The sequence below is a fragment of the Aquimarina agarivorans genome (assembly GCF_000218485.1).
Classification (GTDB): domain Bacteria; phylum Bacteroidota; class Bacteroidia; order Flavobacteriales; family Flavobacteriaceae; genus Aquimarina; species Aquimarina agarivorans.
In genome coordinates, this window is record NZ_AFPB01000138.1 from 70758 (window position 1) to 90789 (window position 20032).

A 20032-nucleotide genomic window follows, 5' to 3' on the forward strand; every position below is an offset into this window, starting at 1 on the left:
AGATGTATCAAAAATATAAAAACGCAGAATTAGTAAAGCCTAGTGGTCTTGATTTAAAAGATCGATTAGTAGGTGTTCAACGTGTTACTAAAGTAACAAAGGGTGGACGTGCTTTTGGATTTTCGGCTATCGTTGTAGTTGGTGATGAAAATGGTGTTGTTGGTCATGGTTTAGGAAAATCAAAGGAAGTTGCTGAAGCTATTGCAAAAGCAGTAGAGGATGCAAAAAAGAATTTGGTACGTATCCCATTAAATAAAGGAACACTGCCTCATGAGCAAAAAGGGAAATATGGTGGTGCCAGAGTGTTGTTATTACCTGCCGCAAAAGGTACAGGGGTAATAGCAGGTGGAGCTATCCGTGCGGTATTGGAAGCAGTTGGTGTACATGATGTAATGTCAAAAAACCAAGGATCTTCAAACCCACATAACGTGGTTAAGGCAACATTTGATGCTTTATTGCGTTTACGTTCTGCTCAGCAAGTAGCAACGCAAAGAGGAATATCATTAGATAAAGTGTTTAACGGTTAATATAAAATTATGGCGACAATAAAAGTAACTAAGGTGAAAAGTGCTATAAACCGTACAGCGAACCAAAAAAGAATTTTAGAGTCTTTAGGGCTTAAAACAATTGGTCAAACTGTAGAGCACACTGATAGTCCAAGCATACTTGGAATGATAAATAAAGTGCAACATTTAGTTTCTGTTGAAACGATTTAAAACGAATAAAGATGAATTTAAGTAACTTAAAGCCTGCTTCGGGCTCAGTTAAAAGTCAGGGAAAGCGTTTAGGTCGTGGACAAGGTTCTGGTAAAAGTGGTACCGCTGCACGTGGACACAAAGGAGCTAAGTCTCGTTCTGGTTATTCCAGAAAAATAGGTTTTGAAGGTGGTCAAATGCCATTGCAAAGACGTGTACCTAAGTTTGGTTTTACAAACATTAACAGAAAAGAATATCAAGGTGTAAATTTAGATACATTACAGGCATATGTTGATGCGGGTAAGTTTTCTGATACGGTTGATTTTGATGCACTAGTGGCAGCAAGATTAGCCGGCAAAAACGAATTAGTAAAGATACTAGGAAGAGGAGAGTTAAAAGCTAAGTTGAAAGTATCAGCTCATAAATTTACTGCTTCTGCCAAGCAAGCAATTGAAGCAGCGGGTGGAGAAGCAATAACTCTTTAATAACAACTTTATGAAGTTTATTGAAACTATTAAGAATATCTGGAAAATAGATGAGTTACGTAACCGTATTGGTTTAACTCTTGGTTTATTGCTAGTGTATCGTTTTGGTGCACAAGTAGTGCTCCCAGGTATCGATGCTGCTCAATTAGCACAATTAGGAACACAAACACAAGATGGTTTGTTGGGACTGCTCAATGCCTTTACAGGAGGAGCGTTTGCTAATGCATCGGTTTTTGCGTTAGGTATTATGCCTTATATTTCAGCATCGATTGTTGTTCAGTTAATGGGAATAGCTATTCCTTATTTACAAAAACTACAAAAAGAAGGTGAAAGTGGACGTAAAAAAATTAATCAGATTACGCGTTGGTTAACAATTGGTATTACTTTGGTTCAAGGGCCAAGTTATATTTATAATCTGTTTAACACATTGCCAGAGTCTGCATTTGTAATGGGTAATTCAGTTGCCTTTATAGCTTCTTCGGTAATTATTATTACAACAGGTTGTATTTTTGCAATGTGGTTGGGTGAACGTATCACAGAAAAAGGTATTGGTAATGGTATTTCACTTTTAATTATGGTGGGTATTATTGCTACACTGCCTCAGGTATTTATCCAAAACTTAATTTCTCGCGTAAGCGGTGAAGAAGGTGGTGGATTGATAATGGTTTTAATTGAACTTGTAATATGGTTTGTCATTATTTTGGCTTCTATATTGTTAGTAATGGCTGTACGTCAAGTGCCTGTGCAATACGCACGTAGAACTGCTGATGGAGGTTATGAAAAAAATATATTTGGTTCACGCCAGTATATCCCTTTAAAGCTAAATGCGTCGGGTGTAATGCCAATTATATTTGCACAAGCAATTATGTTTGTGCCAGCAGCAGTGGCAGGTTTGTCTCAAACTGAAACTGCTCAAGGGATTACTGCTGCTTTTAGCAATATATTCGGTTTTTGGTATAATTTGGTGTTTGGTTTGTTAATCATAGTATTTACGTACTTTTACACCGCAATTACAGTGCCTACAAATAAAATGGCGGATGATCTTAAAAGAAGTGGCGGTTTTGTACCTGGTTTTAGGCCAGGAACGGAAACTTCTGAATACTTGGATAAGATTATGTCTCAAATTACATTTCCAGGGTCAATTTTTCTTGCACTTATAGCTATTTTTCCTGCTATTGCAGTGAGTTTGTTGGGTGTTCAGCAAGGTTGGGCTTTATTTTTTGGAGGAACTTCGTTATTGATTATGGTAGGTGTTGCAATAGACACGGTACAACAGGTAAATTCTTATTTGTTAAACCGTCATTATGATGGCTTGATGAAAACAGGTAGTAAAAGAAAAGCGGTAGCTTAATTTAGTACAGTGTAGTCAGTATAAAGTACAAAGAAATTTTACTGACAACTGACAACTTTAAACTGATAACTAAAAAGAATGGCAAAACAACCAGCAATTGAACAAGACGGAAGCATAATTGAAGCATTATCAAATGCAATGTTCCGTGTTGAATTAGAAAACGGTCACGTAGTGACCGCTCATATCTCAGGGAAAATGCGTATGCATTACATTAAATTGCTTCCTGGGGATAAAGTTAAATTAGAAATGAGTCCTTACGACTTATCGAAGGCAAGAATAACCTATAGATACTAATTATGAAAGTTAGAGCATCATTAAAGAAAAGAAGTGCTGACTGCAAGATTGTACGCAGAAAAGGACGTCTTTACGTAATTAATAAAAAGAATCCTAGATTTAAACAAAGACAAGGGTAATTATGGCAAGAATTGCAGGGGTAGATATACCTAAACAAAAGCGAGGAGTTATAGCATTAACCTATATCTTCGGAATTGGAAGTAGTAGAGCGAAAGAAATTTTAGCAACAGCTAAAGTGGATGAAGATATCAAAGTTTCTGACTGGAATGATGATCAAATCGGAGCTATTCGTGAAGCCGTTAGTCAATACACTATTGAAGGGGAGTTGCGTTCTGAAACTCAATTGAACATTAAGCGTTTAATGGATATCGGATGTTACAGAGGAATTCGTCATAGAGCTGGTTTGCCTTTAAGAGGTCAGCGTACTAAGAATAACTCTAGAACTAGAAAAGGTAAAAGAAAAACGGTTGCTAACAAGAAAAAAGTAACTAAATAATAATTAGAAATTGTATTGGTGCCAATGCTTAGTGCGTTAATTTCAATACTTATTTCTAAATAACAAAAGTATGGCAAAGTCGACTACAAAAAAACGTAAGGTAATTGTGGAAGCAGTAGGTGAAGCTCATGTAACTGCCTCATTCAATAACATTATTGTTTCTTTAACAAATAAAAAAGGTGACGTGATTTCATGGTCATCTGCTGGTAAAATGGGATTCAGAGGTTCTAAAAAAAACACTCCTTATGCAGCACAATTGGCTGCTGAAGATGCTGCAAAAGTAGCTTCGGAAGCAGGATTGAAAAAAGTAAAAGTTTATGTGAAAGGTCCAGGAAATGGGCGTGAATCTGCAATTAGAACTTTACATAATTCAGGAATTGAAGTATCGGAAATCATTGATGTTACTCCTATGCCACACAATGGTTGTCGTCCACCAAAAAGACGAAGAGTCTAATTAACTTTAATTTATTATCTTTGGGGCTTTTGTTTATCGAAGGAAAGTGACCTTAATTCATAAACACCCAATTAATTTTTAATCTATTTTTATAGTAATGGCAAGATATACTGGTCCAAAAACTAAAATTGCCCGAAAATTCGGACAAGCTATTTTCGGAGACGATAAGTCGTTTGAAAAAAGAAATTATCCTCCAGGACAACACGGTAACAACCGTAGAAGAGGAAAGAAAAGTGAATATGCTATTCAATTAATGGAAAAGCAAAAAGCTAAGTATACTTATGGAATTTTAGAAAAACAATTCCGTAATATGTTCGATAAAGCAACACGAGCTACTGGAATTACGGGTGAAGTATTACTTCAATTATGTGAATCTCGTTTAGATAATGTAGCGTACAGAATGGGATTATCCCCATCTCGTAGTGGTGCTCGTCAATTGGTTTCTCACCGCCATATTACTGTTAATGGTGATATAGTGAATATACCTTCTTACCAAGTAAAACCAGGTGATGTAGTTGGTGTAAGAGAAAAATCTAAATCTTTAGAGGTAATCAATAATTCTTTATCTGCAAGTAGTGTGGTTTATGAGTGGATTACATGGAATAGCGCCACTAAAGAGGGTACTTTTGTATCCGTACCACAACGTATTCAGATTCCTGAAACGATTAATGAGCAGTTCATCGTCGAGCTTTACTCAAAATAATAACATTTATCATATTGGTATTTAGCCAAAGGGTTTTTTGCTTTTCTTCATGCATACAAACCGCGCAACTAAATAACAATTAAAACGAAGAAATATGGCAATATTAAATTTTCAGAAGCCTGACAAGGTGATTATGATTGATTCTACTGAATTTGAAGGTAAATTTGAATTCAGACCTTTGGAGCCAGGATACGGTTTAACCATTGGGAATGCTTTGCGTAGAGTATTGCTTTCTTCATTAGAAGGTTTTGCAATTACATCTATTAGAATAGAAGGTGTTGATCATGAGTTTTCAACTCTAGCAGGTGTTGTTGAAGATGTCACAGAAATCATTTTGAACCTGAAACAAGTACGTTTTAAACGTCAGATTGATGATGTTGATAATGAAACAGTATCTATTTCTGTTTCAGGACAAGATCAATTGACTGCAGGAGACTTCCAAAAGTTTGTATCTGGTTTTCAAATTTTAAATCCTGATTTAGTAATTTGTAACCTTGACAAATCTGTAAGTTTCGATATGGAAATTGCAATTGAAAAGGGAAGAGGATACGTGCCAGCTGAAGAAAATAAAAAAGCTAACGTTCCCGTTGGAACTATATTTACTGATTCTATTTACACACCAATTAAAAATGTGAAGTATAGCATTGAAAATTACCGTGTAGAGCAGAAGACAGATTATGAAAAATTAGTTTTCGAAATTGTTTCAGATGGATCAATTCATCCTAAAGATGCTTTAACAGAAGCTGCAAAAATTCTAATTCATCATTTCATGCTATTCTCTGATGAGCGTATTACGCTTGAGGCAGATGAAATAGCGCAAACTGAAACTTATGATGAAGAATCATTACATATGCGTCAGTTGCTGAAAACAAAATTAATCGATATGGATCTTTCCGTACGAGCATTAAACTGTTTAAAGGCTGCTGAAGTAGATACTTTAGGAGATCTAGTATCATTCAATAAAAATGACCTAATGAAATTCCGTAATTTCGGTAAAAAATCACTTACTGAATTAGAAGAATTAGTAAATGTAAAAGGGTTAAGTTTTGGTATGGATTTGTCTAAATATAAATTAGATAAAGATTAATTACATCATATTTTGCTCCTCAGAGTGAGTTGAGCAAGATGGTGAATAAATAAAATGTCATGAGACACGGAAAAAAAATAAATCATTTAGGTAGAAAAACAGCACATAGAACAGCTATGTTAGCTAATATGGCTTGTTCCCTAATTGAGCATAAAAGAATTAACACTACGTTAGCTAAGGCAAAAGCTTTAAAACAGTTTGTGGAACCTTTGGTAACAAAATCTAAGTCAGATACTACGCATAACAGACGTTTAGTTTTTAGTAAACTACGTCAAAAAGAAGCAGTTACTGAATTATTTAGAGAAGTTGCTCCAAAAGTAGGTGACAGACCAGGAGGTTATACTCGTATCATTAAGTTAGGAAATCGTTTAGGTGATAATGCTGAAATGGCAATGATCGAATTAGTAGATTTCAATGAACTTTATACGGCAGGTAAGGCAACAGCTAAAAAAATCTACTCGTAGAGGTAGATCAAAAAAGGCTGCTGAACCAGTAGTAGAAACACCAGCAACTAACGAGGAAGAATAGATGTTTTTTCTTGACAATATAAAAAAGGGCAATCAATTAACGATTGTCCTTTTTTTATGCGATGTCGTCAAAAAAATACTATAGTAGTTTAAAAAATTAATAAAATGCTGTACTTTTGCGCAGATTTATTTATATCCAAAATAAGTCTAGCAAAAAAATGAAATAATAGGTTAAAATAAGATTGTTTTAGCCTTAAAAAGAATGAACATATGAAATACCAGTCTAAACAAAAAGCAATTATTTTACTTTCTGACGGAACCATTTTTCATGGTAAAGCAGTAGGTAAGTCTGGTAGCGCTTTTGGTGAAGTTTGTTTTAATACAGGAACTACTGGGTATCAGGAAATTTTCACAGATCCATCTTACTTTGGTCAAATAATGGTTGCTACTAATGCACACATTGGAAATTACGGAACCTTAGATACAGATGTAGAGTCTGATTCTATTAAAATTGCAGGTTTGGTGGTAAAAAATTTCAGTTATGAATTTTCAAGACCTGGTAGCAAATCTTTGCAATCTTTTTTAGAAGAAAATAATTTATTGGCCATTTCCGATGTGGATACGCGCGCTCTTGTAAGTTACATTCGCGATAACGGAGCTATGAATGCTGTAATTTCTACTGAAGTAGATAATATTGAAGCCTTGAAAGAGCAATTAGCAGCCACTCCAGATATGAAAGGTTTAGAATTGGCTTCAAAAGTTTCTACTAAAACGCCTTATTTTTATGGTGATGAAAATGCTACTTATAAAATAGCTGCACTTGATTTAGGAATTAAAAAGAATATATTAAGAAACCTTGCTAAAAGAGATGCTTATATTAAAGTGTTCCCATATAACACTCCGCTTGCAGATTTAAAAGCATGGAATCCTCACGGGTACTTTTTATCTAATGGTCCTGGTGATCCAGAGCCTTTAGAAAACGCGATTTCCGTGGCAAAGGAACTTATAGAAGAAAATTTACCCACATTTGGTATTTGTTTAGGACACCAGGTGATTGGTATTTCGCAAGGTGTAAAAACCTTTAAAATGTTTAATGGCCATAGAGGAATTAACCATCCTGTGAAAAATTTGTTAACGGGTAAGGGAGAGATTTCTTCACAAAATCACGGTTTTGCTTTGGACAGAGAAAGTGCGGAACAAAATCTTAATGTACAGGTTACTCATGAGCATTTGAATGATGGAACAGTTGCCGGAATTCGTATTGAAGATAAGAACTGTTTTTCGGTACAATATCACCCCGAAGCAAGTCCAGGCCCTAATGATGGGACTTACTTATTTAACCAGTTTATAGCAAATTTGAAATAAGGAAAATTTATAACATTAAAGCAATATTTAATACTTAAGTAATCATTATATTGCGAAAAGTATAACAAAACTAAAATTAAAACTAATGAGTATTATCACTAATATTCACGCAAGACAAATTCTTGATTCACGTGGAAATCCAACAGTAGAAGTAGACGTTGTAACTGATAATGGAGTACTGGGTAGAGCAGCTGTTCCTTCAGGAGCTTCAACAGGAGAACATGAGGCAGTTGAGCTTCGTGATGGAGGAAAGGATTACATGGGTAAAGGTGTGCTAAAAGCAGTTTCTAATGTAAATGAAATTATAGCTGAAGAATTAATTGGTTACTCAATTTTTGATCAAAATTTAATTGATCAGTTGATGATTGATTTGGATGGTACGCCAAATAAATCAAAATTAGGAGCTAATGCAATTTTAGGTGTTTCTTTAGCAGTTGCTAAAGCAGCGGCAAATGAATTAAACATGCCATTGTATCGTTACGTTGGTGGAGTTAGTGCAAATACACTACCCGTACCCATGATGAATATTATAAATGGTGGTTCTCACTCCGACGCACCAATTGCTTTTCAGGAGTTTATGGTTATGCCTGTAAAAGCGAAGAATTTTACACATGCTATGCAAATGGGAACTGAAATTTTTCACCACCTTAAAAAAGTATTGCATGATCGTGGGTTAAGTACCGCTGTTGGCGATGAAGGAGGTTTTGCACCAAATCTTGAAGGAGGAACGGAAGATGCTTTGGATTCAATTAAATTAGCCGTTACTAATGCGGGTTACACTTTTGGTGATGATGTTATGGTAGCCTTAGACTGTGCTGCTGCAGAATTTTTTGTTGATGGAAAATACGATTACAAAAAGTTTGAAGGTGATGCAGGAGTGGTTAGAACTAGCGAAGAACAGGCTGATTATTTAGCTGAATTGGCTGGTAAATATCCAATTATTTCTATTGAAGATGGAATGGATGAAAATGACTGGAAAGGATGGAAGTACTTAACTGATAAAATTGGTGATAAAGTTCAATTAGTTGGTGATGATTTATTTGTAACTAATGTGGAACGTTTATCTCGCGGTATTAAAGAAAATATTGCTAATTCAATTTTAATTAAAGTTAACCAGATTGGTACTTTAACGGAAACTATTGCTGCGGTTAATATGGCACATAATGCAGGATATACATCTGTAATGTCACACCGTTCAGGAGAAACTGAAGATAATACTATTGCTGATTTAGCCGTAGCATTAAATACAGGACAAATCAAAACTGGTTCGGCTTCACGTTCTGATCGTATGGCTAAATACAATCAATTGTTACGTATAGAAGAAGAATTGGGTAACGTGGCTTATTTTCCGCAAGAAAATGCATTTAAAGTAAAATAAAAATTTAGCAAGCTAAATTATATAATAGAGACTATCAATATTGATAGTCTCTTTTTTTATATGATATAGTTGTAACCTTTTCGTGAAAATTCGACCAAATTAATCGAAGTGCTGGCCTTACGAAAATTGTATAAATTTGCCAAAATTTTAAACTTATGTTAATACTTAAGTATTTAAATTATTTGAGGTATTGTTATACATTTTTTTAAGGTTTAATTTGTAAATTAGCGCTTCTTCGATAATAATATTAAAAAAAAACAGCATTAAGCTTATGTCAGAAATAGCATCTTTAGAAATAGACGGAAAAAAATACGAATTCCCTATAATTAAAGGTTCTGAGAATGAGGTTGCCATTGATGTAAAAGCGCTACGCGGTGCTACCAATGGTGTCATTACTTTAGATCCAGGTTTTAAAAATACAGGTAGTTGTCAAAGTGCCATTACTTACTTAGATGGTGAGAAGGGAATTTTGAGATATCGAGGATATGCTATTGAAGATTTAGCTAATGATGCAGATTTCTTAGAAACTGCGTATTTGTTGATTTTTGGTGAGTTACCGAGTAAAGAGGTGTTGGCTAAATTTGAAACTGATATTAAAGCGCAATCTCATGTAGATGAAGAGGTAAAGAAAATTTTAGATGGTTTTCCAAAATCAGCGCACCCTATGGGGGTATTAGCTTCCTTAACAAGTGCATTGATCGCTTTTAATCCAGAATCAGAGGATGTAGATTCGGAAGAGGATATGTATAATGCCATTGTGACGTTAATGGGTAAATTCCCAGTATTGGTATCATGGGCGCTACGTAAAAAGCAAGGATTTCCTTTAGATTATGGTGATGATTCCTTAGGTTATGTTGAAAATATAGCAAAAATGCTTTTCAAAAAGCCTAATTCAGAATATAAGCAAAATGATATAGTGATTGATGCTTTGGATAAACTATTGATTTTACATGCGGATCATGAACAAAACTGTTCAACATCTACAGTTAGAATTGTAGGCTCATCTCACGCAGGATTGTTTGCTTCAATTTCAGCAGGTATTTCAGCTTTATGGGGGCCATTACATGGTGGTGCAAATCAAGCAGTATTAGAAATGTTGGAAGGGATTAAAGATGACGGAGGTGATACTAAAAAGTACATGGCTAAAGCAAAAGATAAAGAAGACCCATTCCGTTTAATGGGCTTTGGACATAGGGTATACAAAAATTTTGATCCAAGGGCGAAAATCATTAAAGTAGCCGCTGATGAAGTGTTAGGAGATTTAGGAGTTAACGATCCAATTTTAGATATTGCAAAAGGATTGGAGCAGGAAGCTTTAAACGATGAATATTTTGTAAAAAGGAAATTATATCCTAATGTAGACTTTTATTCGGGTATTATATACCGTGCTTTAGGCATTCCGACGGATATGTTTACGGTAATGTTTGCCTTAGGTCGTTTACCAGGTTGGATTGCTCAGTGGAGAGAGATGCGACTGAATAAAGAGCCTATAGGAAGACCAAGACAAATTTATACTGGTGAAAACGCCAGAGCATTTAAAGACTTAGAGTCAAGATAATATATTTTAAAAAAAAGAGTAAAAGACCGCTAACTTAGCGGTCTTTTTTATTCAATTCATTATTGCAAAAAAAATTGTCAGAATCGTTTGTAAATAGATGACTATTAGATTTTAAGACATTTAATAATAAAAGTTTGGGTTTATTTATAATTAAAATTTATTTTACCAATTACCAATTACCAATTACCAATTACCAATTACCAATTACCAATTACCAATTACCAATTACCAATTACCAATTACCAATTACCAACTACCGATTCCAAATCACATTGCTAAATTTCTTTTTACTATATTCGTTAATTCCTATAGGAGTAATGGAGAATTAAAAAAGTCACATGCTTTCGAAAAAAACAAAATACGGATTAAAGGCATTAAGTTATATTGCAAAAAAAAAGTGCAAGGATCCAGTGTCGATATCCGAAATCGCTAAATGCGAAAATATATCTCAAAAATATTTAGAAAGTATATTGTTGAACCTAAAAAAATCAGGCATATTAAGTTCAAAAAAAGGAAAAACTGGGGGGTATTATTTATTGCTTCCGCCAGAAGATATTAAGATGTCTAAAATCATTCGTGTATTAGAAGGTCCTATAGCGATGCTGCCTTGCGTGAGTTTAAATTTCTACGAAAAGTGTGATGATTGCCCCGATGAAAAAGCATGCTCAGTACACGAATTGATGATACAGGTACGAGATAGTACATTGAAAATTTTAGAAAATACCACGCTAGCTGATTATACAAAAAATTGACAGCTTTTAATTTTTATTGTAATCAGACGTTTCAATGTCTTTTGTTATAATGCTGATAAGTTGTGCTATTTCGGGGTCATTCGGTTCATCAACCTGATTCATTATTTTAGCAAAAAGAAAAAGGTACTTTGATACGTAAACTTTCTTTAAATTATCATCAATACATTTTTTTCCATCATTAATAATGAAATACATAAGGCGCCGAATAATTTTAGCCAGCTCGTCAGTGTTTGTTGTTGTAGTAACCATTTTGTATTGAATTAGTCCCAATAAAATTACTAATACAGCTGCCTTTGAAATAAAATGTTTTTCAAATTAAGAATAGCTAATCGATAAAAGGTATTAAATCAAGTTGTAATTTTAGAGTAACGTCCAAATGCTATGTACTGCATCATTTTGTTAAAAATAAAATAATGGAAAGGCAACATGCTAAACCAGTAAATTCTACCAGCTAAGCCTTTGGGTCTAAAAGTAGCAGTTTGGTGTAACACATTATTGTCATCAATCTTAAACTCCAACCAAGCCTCGCCAGGCAATCGCATTTCAGCAAAAAGGAGTAATCTTTTTTTAGTTTTATCAGCCACTAACACGCGCCAAAAATCAATAACATCACCAGAATCTATTTTGTTTGCGTGAGTGCGTCCTCGCCGTAAGCCCACACCACCGAAAACTTTATCAATATACCCTCTAATTTTCCACATCCAATCTCCGTAATACCATCCAGTTTCGCCGCCAATGGACCAAATGCGTTCTAAAACTGGGGTAGGAGCAATTATTTGTACTTGTTTTTTATCCAATAAGCACCCATTGGTGGGTACCGAAATGTATTTTTCTAAGTCTTTTTTAAATCGGCCACTTACCATGGAATCTTTCCAGCTAGATACCACTTGATTTTGTTTGATGCTTATAAAAGCTAATTTTAATGCCTTAGTATATGTCATAGGTTTAAGGCCAAGTAAATCTTGAAGTTTTTTATCTTTAGCAACCACAGGAACACCCATGCTGTCAACTAAATTAACCGCTAATTTGTAGGAGGTGGAAGTTACGAAGTATAACCAATACGAAGATAATTTAGGGGTCATCACAGGAACAGTTATAATATACAGCGGAAGTTTACGGTACTTAGCGTATAGTTGCAACATTTCTTTATAAGTAATCACATTTGGACCAGCAATATCAAAACTTTGGTTGTAGGTTGCTTCATTAAGGGGAACGTTTATTAAAAACCGCAACACATCTCTTACACCAATAGGTTGAGTTTTTGTATTTACCCATTTTGGCGTAATCATAAAAGGAAGCTTTTCACATAAATCTCTTATAATTTCAAAGGAAGAGCTTCCTGATCCTACAATTATTCCTGCACGTAATACAGTTATTGCAGGTTTTCCTTTATATAAAATAGTTTCTACATTTTTTCGGGATTGTAGGTGTTTTGATAATTGATTTTCATTAACGATACCACTTAAATATACAACGTGTTTTGTATTGGCATGAACCATGTATTTGTTGAAGTTTTCGGCAGATAATGCTTCTTTTCTATCAAAATCCTCAGTGGAGGAAGACATGGAATGGATTAGGTAATAAGCTACATCAATATCCTTGGGAAAGTTAATGGTGTCAACTGCGTCTAAAAAATCAATTTCTACAATTTCAATTTGTTGTAAAATATCAGGTGGTACATTAAGTCGATTTTTATCTCTAACACAGCACACTACGTCAAAACCATTATCAATTAATAATGGTAATAAGCGCATTCCTATATATCCGTTGGCTCCAGTTATTAATACTCGCATAACTTAAAATTACTTTAATTCAATCAATTTACTTTGCTCAATCCATAATTTTTAAAGTATATCTTTTAAGGAGTCATAGTTAAATTTCAAAATCTTCGTACAAAAGTTCAATTTGTATATAATTAAAGATTTTTTACTTCTTTATTGTCCATAAATTGCATCGAAACCAATAGTGATTTATAAATCTTCTAATGTCGTTGGCTGTTGCTTTTCTTTTTCTGAAATTACTCTGGACACAAATTTATGTATGGAAACATCCTTAGCTGCAGCCAGTACTTTTATGAAGTAAGTGTCAATATGAAAGCTATATTCATCACTAGTTCCTTTATAAATAGTCAATTTATAATACGGAATCACTAAATTATAAGTTTCAAGGCGCTTTTGAAATCCAATGATAATTCCTTTTGGACGCAATTCAATATTACAAGTGTTCGTATTTTGATCCAACTGAAGTAAATTATAAATCTGAGTGCTGGATTTGGTAATTTTCATTTTTGGTGATCCCACACCTTTCATTTTCATACGCTGTAACAATGGAAATGGTGGTCCCACAAAATCATTTATTTTCCGTGTAATCTCGGGGTCATTATGAGAATTGTTTAGAAGCATATTGTGAAAATTAAAACACTTGTTAATGTGAACTCAATTATAAATTTAGTGAAGAGCAATTTAATTCCACTCACTTTAGGTATAATTAACAAGCGTTTGAGGATGTTTTGTTACTTGTTACGGGTTGTCAGTTATAGGAAGAAGGGGTGGATTATCCGTTTTGTTAAGGTTGAGGGCCACAGATTTGTATTTTTGCGCGTTAATCGATTTTTATGCTATCAAAAAATTTATTGCTCTACATTCACAACTCACTGTTGTAAATACAGCAAAATTCGTAATTCAGAATTCTCAATTCATAATATACTTGTCTATCTTTGCGCTTCAAAAATTATAGTATGCAAATTCAACATTTACTTAGCCAAAAAGTAACTCAGGCAGTTTCAGACTTATTTGATAAGCAATTACCAACGGTAGAGTTTCAGTCAACTCGTAAAGAGTTTGAAGGAGATATTACGGTAGTTATATTTTCAATGTTACGGGTAGTAAAGGGAAACCCTGTTGAAATCGGATCGCAAATTGGAGCATATTTGCAAGAAAATGTGGCAGAAGTTACGGCTTATAATGTTGTTAAGGGTTTTTTAAATCTAGTTATTTCGGATAGTTATTACCTTAATTTCTTCAATGAAAATAAAACAAATACTGCTTATGGTTTTGTTACGCCTGATGAAGCCAATGGAGTTATGGTTGAATATTCTTCGCCTAATACAAACAAGCCACTACATTTAGGTCATGTGCGTAATAATTTATTGGGGTACGCTGTTGCAGAAATTCTTAGCGCAAGCGGAAAAAAGGTATACAAGACTCAAATTATAAATGATAGGGGAGTACATATTTGCAAATCCATGCTAGCTTGGAAAAAATTTGGAAATGGAGAAACACCAGAATCCACAGGTCTTAAAGGAGATAAACTAGTTGGTAATTATTATGTAAAGTTTGATCAGGAATATAAAAAGGAAATAGAAACTTTAGTGGCAGGCGGAATGTCAGCTGATGAAGCGAAAAAACAAGCACCTTTGTTATTGGAAGCTCAGGAGTTGCTTCGTTTGTGGGAGCAAGGAGACGAAGCTGTAGTTGCGCTTTGGAAAATGATGAACCAATGGGTATATGATGGTTTTGGAAGCACTTATGATAAGCTAGGCGTTAGTTTTGATAAAAATTATTACGAAAGTGATACCTATAAATTAGGTAAAAATGTCATTGCTGATGGATTAGAAAAAGGGGTTTTTTATAAGAAAGATGATGGTTCCGTTTGGATTGACTTAACTGACGATGGATTGGATGAAAAGTTAGTATTGCGAAGCGATGGAACTTCAGTTTATATGACTCAAGATATTGGAACTGCTATTCAGCGAGCCAAAGACTTTAATGTAAATGGAATGGTATATACTGTAGGAAATGAACAGGATTATCACTTTCAGGTATTATTTCTAATTTTAAAAAAATTAGGGTTTGATTGGGCAGCGGATTTATTCCATTTAAGTTATGGTATGGTGGACTTGCCCAGTGGAAAAATGAAGAGTAGGGAAGGTACTGTAGTAGATGCCGATGATTTAATTACCGAAATGCAAACCAATGCAGCTACTATTTCTAAGGAATTAGGAAAACTAGATGACTATTCAGAGGATCAAAAACTAAAAGTGTACAATACTATTGGACTGGGGGCTTTAAAATACTTTATATTAAAAGTGGATCCTAAAAAGAGAATTCTTTTTGATCCACAGGCTTCTATCGATTTTCAAGGAAATACCGGACCTTTTATTCAATATACATACGCTAGGATTCAAGCAATCTTACGTAAAGCAGCTCATGATCAAAACGAGGTGCTCACAGAAATTAATTTGGAAGCAAAGGAAAAGGAGGTATTAAAACAACTGGAATTGTATCCTGAAGTTATTCAACAGGCAGCAAAACAATACAGTCCAGCTCTAATTGCAAATTACATTTATGATTTAGTAAAAGCGTATAACTCTTTTTTTCAAAATGTACCCATTTTTGGCGCAGATACGCAAGAGCAAATAACTTTTAGGGTGCAATTATCCGAGTGGGTGGGTACAGTTATAGCATCTGGATTTGGTTTATTAGGTATTCAAGTGCCCGAACGCATGTAATATAAGAAGTTGAAAACTGCAACTCGAAAAACAAAAAAGAGGCCAATAGGTCTCTTTTTTGTTTTACATTTTATAATAATTTTATTTTACAGTTAAATAATTTAGATGAAAAGCATGTATTTTCTGTTTTCGAATAAAATTAGGATACTTTTTTCTTGGATTATTTTACTTCAATTTTAAAACACGGATTTACAAGTGCACTATTTTAAAACCTAGGTTTAGTGCAAAAGACAAAAGTAAAGTCATTATATGGACTACCCTCGCCCTCCTTCGGTATATCCTTTAGGACTTTTTAACTGTCCTTTTCTTCCACAATTTTTGCACCTATTTTTCTGTTCAATATGATCTTCTTCTTCTTTTGTTTTAGGTGTTTTAAAATAAATAGGAATTTTTAAGCCTGCATAAACATCAAAAGCACGAGTTTCACTATCAATAGCTCTGCTAAACAAACTACTCGATCCCATAAACAATGGACCTAATCGAAAACCAGCCCCCCATTGCATTCCTCCATAAACGGAAACAGTAATAGGGCTATACATACTGAACCATTTAGTTTCATATCTAGGGCTTATACTAAACTGACTGGCATAACGGTTTGCTTGGCTATTTTCTCGAGAAATTAATGTTAAATTAGTTACAGCATTCACATAAAATTTATCTTTTACTTTGTAATCAAGTTCTGCACGCAATCGAGTTGGTAGTGTAAATTTATTATCAACAATACGCGGACCTTCAGGATTAAATAGAGGCTCGATATCTTCGAAAAATTCACCATTTAATAAATCGTCTTTGCTAACTGTTCTCCCTGTATAAGGTTTGTTAACTGAGGCATAAGTTATAGCTCCTATATCAAGTATTGAAATTCCTAGTTTGTATTTATAAGTGCTAATATGTCTTATGACTAGCTGTTCTCTTACATGGTCCCGTGACACGTTGCTTCTGTGTCTCGGACGGTATTCATACACAAAACCTAAATCTAAACCAACACCTCTAGTTTTTAAATTAAAATCAAAATCATCACCAGTGGAAAAAGGGATGCCATCCAAATCACCAGCATCAATACTACCACTGTAGGTATATCCTCCAGTTCCAATAAAAAATAAGTCATCGGTATTTCCTAATGCAGAAACATTATCAAGAGTAACATTCGTGCTTGCTATACCAAATAAATATTTCAAACTGACCCCCGCCTTCATGAATCGAACTCTGGTGTTTTTTAGAACTCTAGCGTAAGTGGCCCCTAACTCAATCCAATTGTTGCTTACGGCAGATGATGTAATGTCAGAGGTAAAAAGAGGAAGGTTATTATCCAAACCTTCGTTGTCCACATAATCAATAATTTCGCCATTAATCGCATTTGCATTAGTAATACTACGTGCTCTGGTAGTTAGCGCTACACTATGTTTCTCATTAAGCGTAATCATTGCAGATGGGCCAAGAACATCCGCGTTAACAAACCCGTAATTATCTTGATCAATCCCTTTGGGAGTAGATAGCTCGTCAAAATCATTGTCACTACCAGTAAGCCATTCCCAATAATTAATTTGGTAATAATTATTAAGGGCAAATAAACTGGCAGAAGCTAAATTAATATCAACTTTAGTTCGGGAATCTGCAATATTAGCAGGATTAAAAATTACTCCATGGACACCATTAAAATTATCAGCATCAAAACCAATATAGGATTGTGCATAGGATACGTAATGAAGCAATATTGTGGTAAAAAGGGCAATTAATTTACGCATAAATATAATATAGGTTAATTAGTAAACGTAAAGCAACGCAAGGTAGTATTATTTTATTAAAATTACCGCGGCCCTTCTATTTTTACTCTTATTTCCTTTTTCATATCGTGATTCACCATATCCTTTAATAATCAATCTTTCCTGATCAATACCTTTATTAGTAAAATATTTTTTAACGTTCAGCGCGCGTAATAATGAAAGGTTAAAGTTGTATTCTTCCGTTCCAATTGGATCAGTATGTCCCTCAACTATATATTTAGTCGTAGGATACTTGTTCATGTACTCCAAAATTTTGTCTAAAACAGCATGTGTTTCAGGTAGTAAATATGCTTTGTCGTATTTGAATGAAATTGCATCGGAATGTATTTGTAAGGCAGCTTCAATTTCCTGCGCAGCCTCTTCGCTATAAATAAATACATCATCTTCAGGGCAACCGTTAGTAGCAACGCTACCTGGAGTATATGGGCATTTGTCAATATAGTCAACAGTGCCATCGCCATCAGAATCTTTAACTTTTGAGAGTTGACTTTTATCATCTGGTTGAGGACCTGGGCAACCTTTATTTTCAATAAGTCCTGCAATCATTTTGCAAGTATCTATTTCATTAGCAACACCATCATTGTCAAAATCTTTGGAAGGTTTATGGTAAATAGGTAATTTTATTCCAGCATAATAATTAGCTGATCCTGTTTTGTCTGAAATGATGTTGCTAATCACAGTTCCAGAACCAACAAATAAAGGACCTAACCTAATTCCTGAGCCAATAGTAAGTCCATTAAGTTCCTGATAGTTTACAGGAACGTGAACACCAAACCATTTAGATTCAAATCTTGGTGTTATAGTGTAATTATTAATAATATGATTTGCATCTCCTTGTTCTTCGTCAATTAATGAAAGATCAGCATTCAAGTTAATGTATAATTTCTCTCTAATTTTATAATCTAAATTAGCATGTAAAGCAGTAGGTAATCCAATTTTTTTGTTCACTAAATTCTTTTCAGGGTCAAGTTCATCGTCAATATCTCCGTTTAGGCTACCGTTTTCAACCAAAGAGCGATCAATTGACGTGTCAAGGTCATAAAAATTTGATACGGCACTATCGTAGGTCGAAGATCCAATATCTGTAATTGATAATCCAAATTTTGCACGGTATTTATTTTTATGTTGCATACCCACACGATTCGTATCAATGTCTACGGCATGATATTCCTTTTCATTTGGCCTCCACTCGTATACAAAACCTAAATCCAATCCTACATTTAGTGTAGAGGCTTTCAAATCAAAATCATCAAAACTTTCATAAGCCTTACCATTAATATTACGGTCTAAGCTCTTACTAAAAGTGTAGGTAGCAGTTCCTCTACCTTCTAATTCCTGATCAGCAGGATCAAATTCTACCGTGGCATCATCTGAAGCAACTGTAATAAAAGCACGTCCACTGACTAATTTAGCAGTAGCTCCAACTTTTACAAAATGCTTTTTCCTGTCTGCAATAACAGCACTGTATGTAAAGCCAAGCTCATTCCAAACACTCAAAGTAGCATTTAGGTTATTGTTTTCAACAATCAAAGGGGAATCACCCGACAGGCCAACATCAAATAAATTAATTAAATTACCGTCAATATTATTGACATTACCTGAAACTCGAACTCTAGTTGTAATACCAATAGCACTTTTAGGATTCAAACTATATAGTAATGAAGGTCCTAAAATACTATTATTAAATTGTATAGTGTTTGGGTTTTTAACAGTAACATTTCCATCAGTATTAAAATTGAAGTCGCCATCAATTATTTCTGAAAAAGTTCCAGAAACATAATCATTTAAAAAATTCACATTAGCTGAAACAATATTTAAATCATACTCCAAACGGGAATCAGAAGCATTGGCGGGATTGTGTAATACAGAATGTATGCCGCTATAATTGTCGGTATAATAACCAGGGTAAGTTTGGGATGTAGCTGTTAAGGCAAATAAAAAGAATAACAGCATGTATATGTAATGAGTATATACGCTATTCATAGTTGGTTATTATTGTTAAAGTAGGTCATTCAAATTTAAGGTTTTTGTTTAAAAACACCTTTGAATACAATGTAACTCATGCTATTTGTATTTTATTGTTCATTATAGTGTAATTAGTAGGTGTAATCTTTCATTTTTTTGAATTTTGTTTAAAAAACAGCTAAAATCTTAAATATCGAGCTATTTATCGGTGTTTTTTTTACGATCAAATTTTAACTAGTCTATATATGTTAATAAAAATAACAGTGTTTGTAGTCATATTTAAGCTTCAGGCATAGTGGAATTGTAGCGCTATTCGGAGCATTCTTTTTTAACATTTTAAGTCTAGATGCTGTGCAAAATGAAATCTAAAATTTAGTTTGTATTTCAGCGATTACATTGAGTTGTGAGTTGTGAGTTTGGAGTAGTGAGAAAAAATAAGATTTAGTGTAACACTAGGTAATTAAGTCTAGTTCAAAACGGGTCTAGTTATATATAATAAAGAAAACAATATAGAATAATAAAGAAAACAATATAGAACTAAACAATTCACTAGCGCTACCAAATTTAGGAAGCGTACTATTAATGGCGTTTCCCTTCGGGTCAGGCTTTCACTACTCGCTCTTTCCACTAGCGTTCCAAGGAGCTCAAACACACCGTTCAATCCTTAACGCGGGGATTTTGGTTGAGA

General features: G+C 34.1%; 20 protein-coding genes and 1 pseudogene. 16 read left to right on the forward strand and 5 right to left on the reverse strand.

What is annotated here, in order from left to right; translation table 11 throughout:
- The first annotated feature begins 2 nt into the window (after positions 1-2).
- The 15 genes and pseudogenes from rpsE (at position 3) to GMC_RS0108150 (ending at position 11085) form a co-directional block, all read left to right on the forward strand.
- The gene (gene rpsE / locus GMC_RS0108085; protein ID WP_010521652.1) at positions 3-527 is read left to right on the forward strand and encodes a 30S ribosomal protein S5; all 525 of its coding nucleotides are present in this window, start codon (positions 3-5) and stop codon (positions 525-527) included.
- A 9-nt stretch (positions 528-536) separates the two neighbouring features.
- Positions 537-716: a 50S ribosomal protein L30 gene (gene rpmD, locus GMC_RS0108090; protein WP_010521653.1), complete on the forward strand. Its 180-nt coding sequence runs from the start codon at positions 537-539 to the stop codon at positions 714-716.
- Between the two features lie 11 nt (positions 717-727).
- A complete protein-coding gene (gene rplO, locus GMC_RS0108095; RefSeq protein ID WP_010521654.1) occupies positions 728-1180 on the forward strand; it encodes a 50S ribosomal protein L15 in 453 nt (150 codons plus the stop codon).
- A 10-nt stretch (positions 1181-1190) separates the two neighbouring features.
- The gene (gene secY, locus GMC_RS0108100) at positions 1191-2531 is read left to right on the forward strand and encodes a preprotein translocase subunit SecY (protein ID WP_010521655.1); all 1341 of its coding nucleotides are present in this window, start codon (positions 1191-1193) and stop codon (positions 2529-2531) included.
- 78 nt (positions 2532-2609) lie between these two features.
- Positions 2610-2825, forward strand: a complete 216-nt coding sequence (gene infA / locus GMC_RS0108105) for a translation initiation factor IF-1 (RefSeq protein ID WP_010181908.1) — start codon at positions 2610-2612, stop codon at positions 2823-2825.
- 2 nt (positions 2826-2827) lie between these two features.
- Positions 2828-2944 (forward strand): type B 50S ribosomal protein L36, encoded by a 117-nt coding sequence (ykgO, locus tag GMC_RS21220; RefSeq protein WP_010181906.1) that lies wholly within the window; start codon positions 2828-2830, stop codon positions 2942-2944.
- Between the two features lie 2 nt (positions 2945-2946).
- Positions 2947-3321: a 30S ribosomal protein S13 gene (gene rpsM, locus GMC_RS0108110; protein ID WP_010521656.1), complete on the forward strand. Its 375-nt coding sequence runs from the start codon at positions 2947-2949 to the stop codon at positions 3319-3321.
- Between the two features lie 70 nt (positions 3322-3391).
- Entirely contained in the window at positions 3392-3775 is a 384-nt protein-coding gene (gene rpsK, locus GMC_RS0108115; RefSeq protein WP_010521657.1) for a 30S ribosomal protein S11, read from the forward strand.
- Between the two features lie 97 nt (positions 3776-3872).
- The gene (rpsD, locus tag GMC_RS0108120; protein ID WP_010521658.1) at positions 3873-4478 is read left to right on the forward strand and encodes a 30S ribosomal protein S4; all 606 of its coding nucleotides are present in this window, start codon (positions 3873-3875) and stop codon (positions 4476-4478) included.
- A 94-nt stretch (positions 4479-4572) separates the two neighbouring features.
- Positions 4573-5565: a DNA-directed RNA polymerase subunit alpha gene (locus GMC_RS0108125; protein WP_010521659.1), complete on the forward strand. Its 993-nt coding sequence runs from the start codon at positions 4573-4575 to the stop codon at positions 5563-5565.
- A gap of 59 nt (positions 5566-5624) precedes the next feature.
- Positions 5625-6093, forward strand: a pseudogene (gene rplQ / locus GMC_RS19485) (50S ribosomal protein L17).
- Between the two features lie 209 nt (positions 6094-6302).
- Positions 6303-7397 (forward strand): glutamine-hydrolyzing carbamoyl-phosphate synthase small subunit, encoded by a 1095-nt coding sequence (gene carA / locus GMC_RS0108135; RefSeq protein WP_010521661.1) that lies wholly within the window; start codon positions 6303-6305, stop codon positions 7395-7397.
- A gap of 85 nt (positions 7398-7482) precedes the next feature.
- Entirely contained in the window at positions 7483-8775 is a 1293-nt protein-coding gene (gene eno, locus GMC_RS0108140; RefSeq protein ID WP_010521662.1) for a phosphopyruvate hydratase, read from the forward strand.
- Between the two features lie 271 nt (positions 8776-9046).
- Positions 9047-10333 carry a citrate synthase gene (locus GMC_RS0108145; protein ID WP_010521663.1) on the forward strand — a complete coding sequence of 429 codons (1287 nt, stop codon included), beginning with the start codon at positions 9047-9049 and terminating at the stop codon, positions 10331-10333.
- 338 nt (positions 10334-10671) lie between these two features.
- Complete coding sequence (locus GMC_RS0108150) at positions 10672-11085, forward strand: RrF2 family transcriptional regulator (RefSeq protein WP_010521664.1); 414 nt, start codon at positions 10672-10674, stop codon at positions 11083-11085.
- A gap of 6 nt (positions 11086-11091) precedes the next feature.
- On the opposite strand, the gene GMC_RS0108155 is transcribed toward GMC_RS0108150, so the two are convergent.
- From GMC_RS0108155 to GMC_RS0108165, 3 genes are all read right to left on the reverse strand, one after another.
- Positions 11092-11334: a hypothetical protein gene (locus GMC_RS0108155; RefSeq protein ID WP_010521665.1), complete on the reverse strand. Its 243-nt coding sequence runs from the start codon at positions 11332-11334 to the stop codon at positions 11092-11094.
- A gap of 98 nt (positions 11335-11432) precedes the next feature.
- A complete protein-coding gene (locus tag GMC_RS0108160; RefSeq protein ID WP_010521666.1) occupies positions 11433-12878 on the reverse strand; it encodes an SDR family oxidoreductase in 1446 nt (481 codons plus the stop codon).
- Positions 12879-13055: 177 nt separating this feature from the next.
- Positions 13056-13487 carry a hypothetical protein gene (locus GMC_RS0108165; RefSeq protein WP_010521667.1) on the reverse strand — a complete coding sequence of 144 codons (432 nt, stop codon included), beginning with the start codon at positions 13485-13487 and terminating at the stop codon, positions 13056-13058.
- A 335-nt stretch (positions 13488-13822) separates the two neighbouring features.
- Here GMC_RS0108165 and argS point away from each other — a divergent pair, with 335 nt between their 5' ends.
- Positions 13823-15595 (forward strand): arginine--tRNA ligase, encoded by a 1773-nt coding sequence (gene argS / locus GMC_RS0108170; protein WP_010521668.1) that lies wholly within the window; start codon positions 13823-13825, stop codon positions 15593-15595.
- Positions 15596-15849: 254 nt separating this feature from the next.
- Here the strand turns inward: argS and GMC_RS0108175 are convergent, their stop codons facing one another.
- Together GMC_RS0108175 and GMC_RS0108180 are read right to left on the reverse strand one after the other, a co-directional pair.
- Positions 15850-17340: a DUF5723 family protein gene (locus GMC_RS0108175; RefSeq protein WP_010521669.1), complete on the reverse strand. Its 1491-nt coding sequence runs from the start codon at positions 17338-17340 to the stop codon at positions 15850-15852.
- A gap of 48 nt (positions 17341-17388) precedes the next feature.
- On the reverse strand, positions 17389-19362 hold the full coding sequence (locus tag GMC_RS0108180; RefSeq protein WP_010521670.1) for a DUF5723 family protein: 1974 nt from the start codon (positions 19360-19362) through the stop codon (positions 17389-17391).
- Positions 19363-20032: the final 670 nt, after the last annotated feature.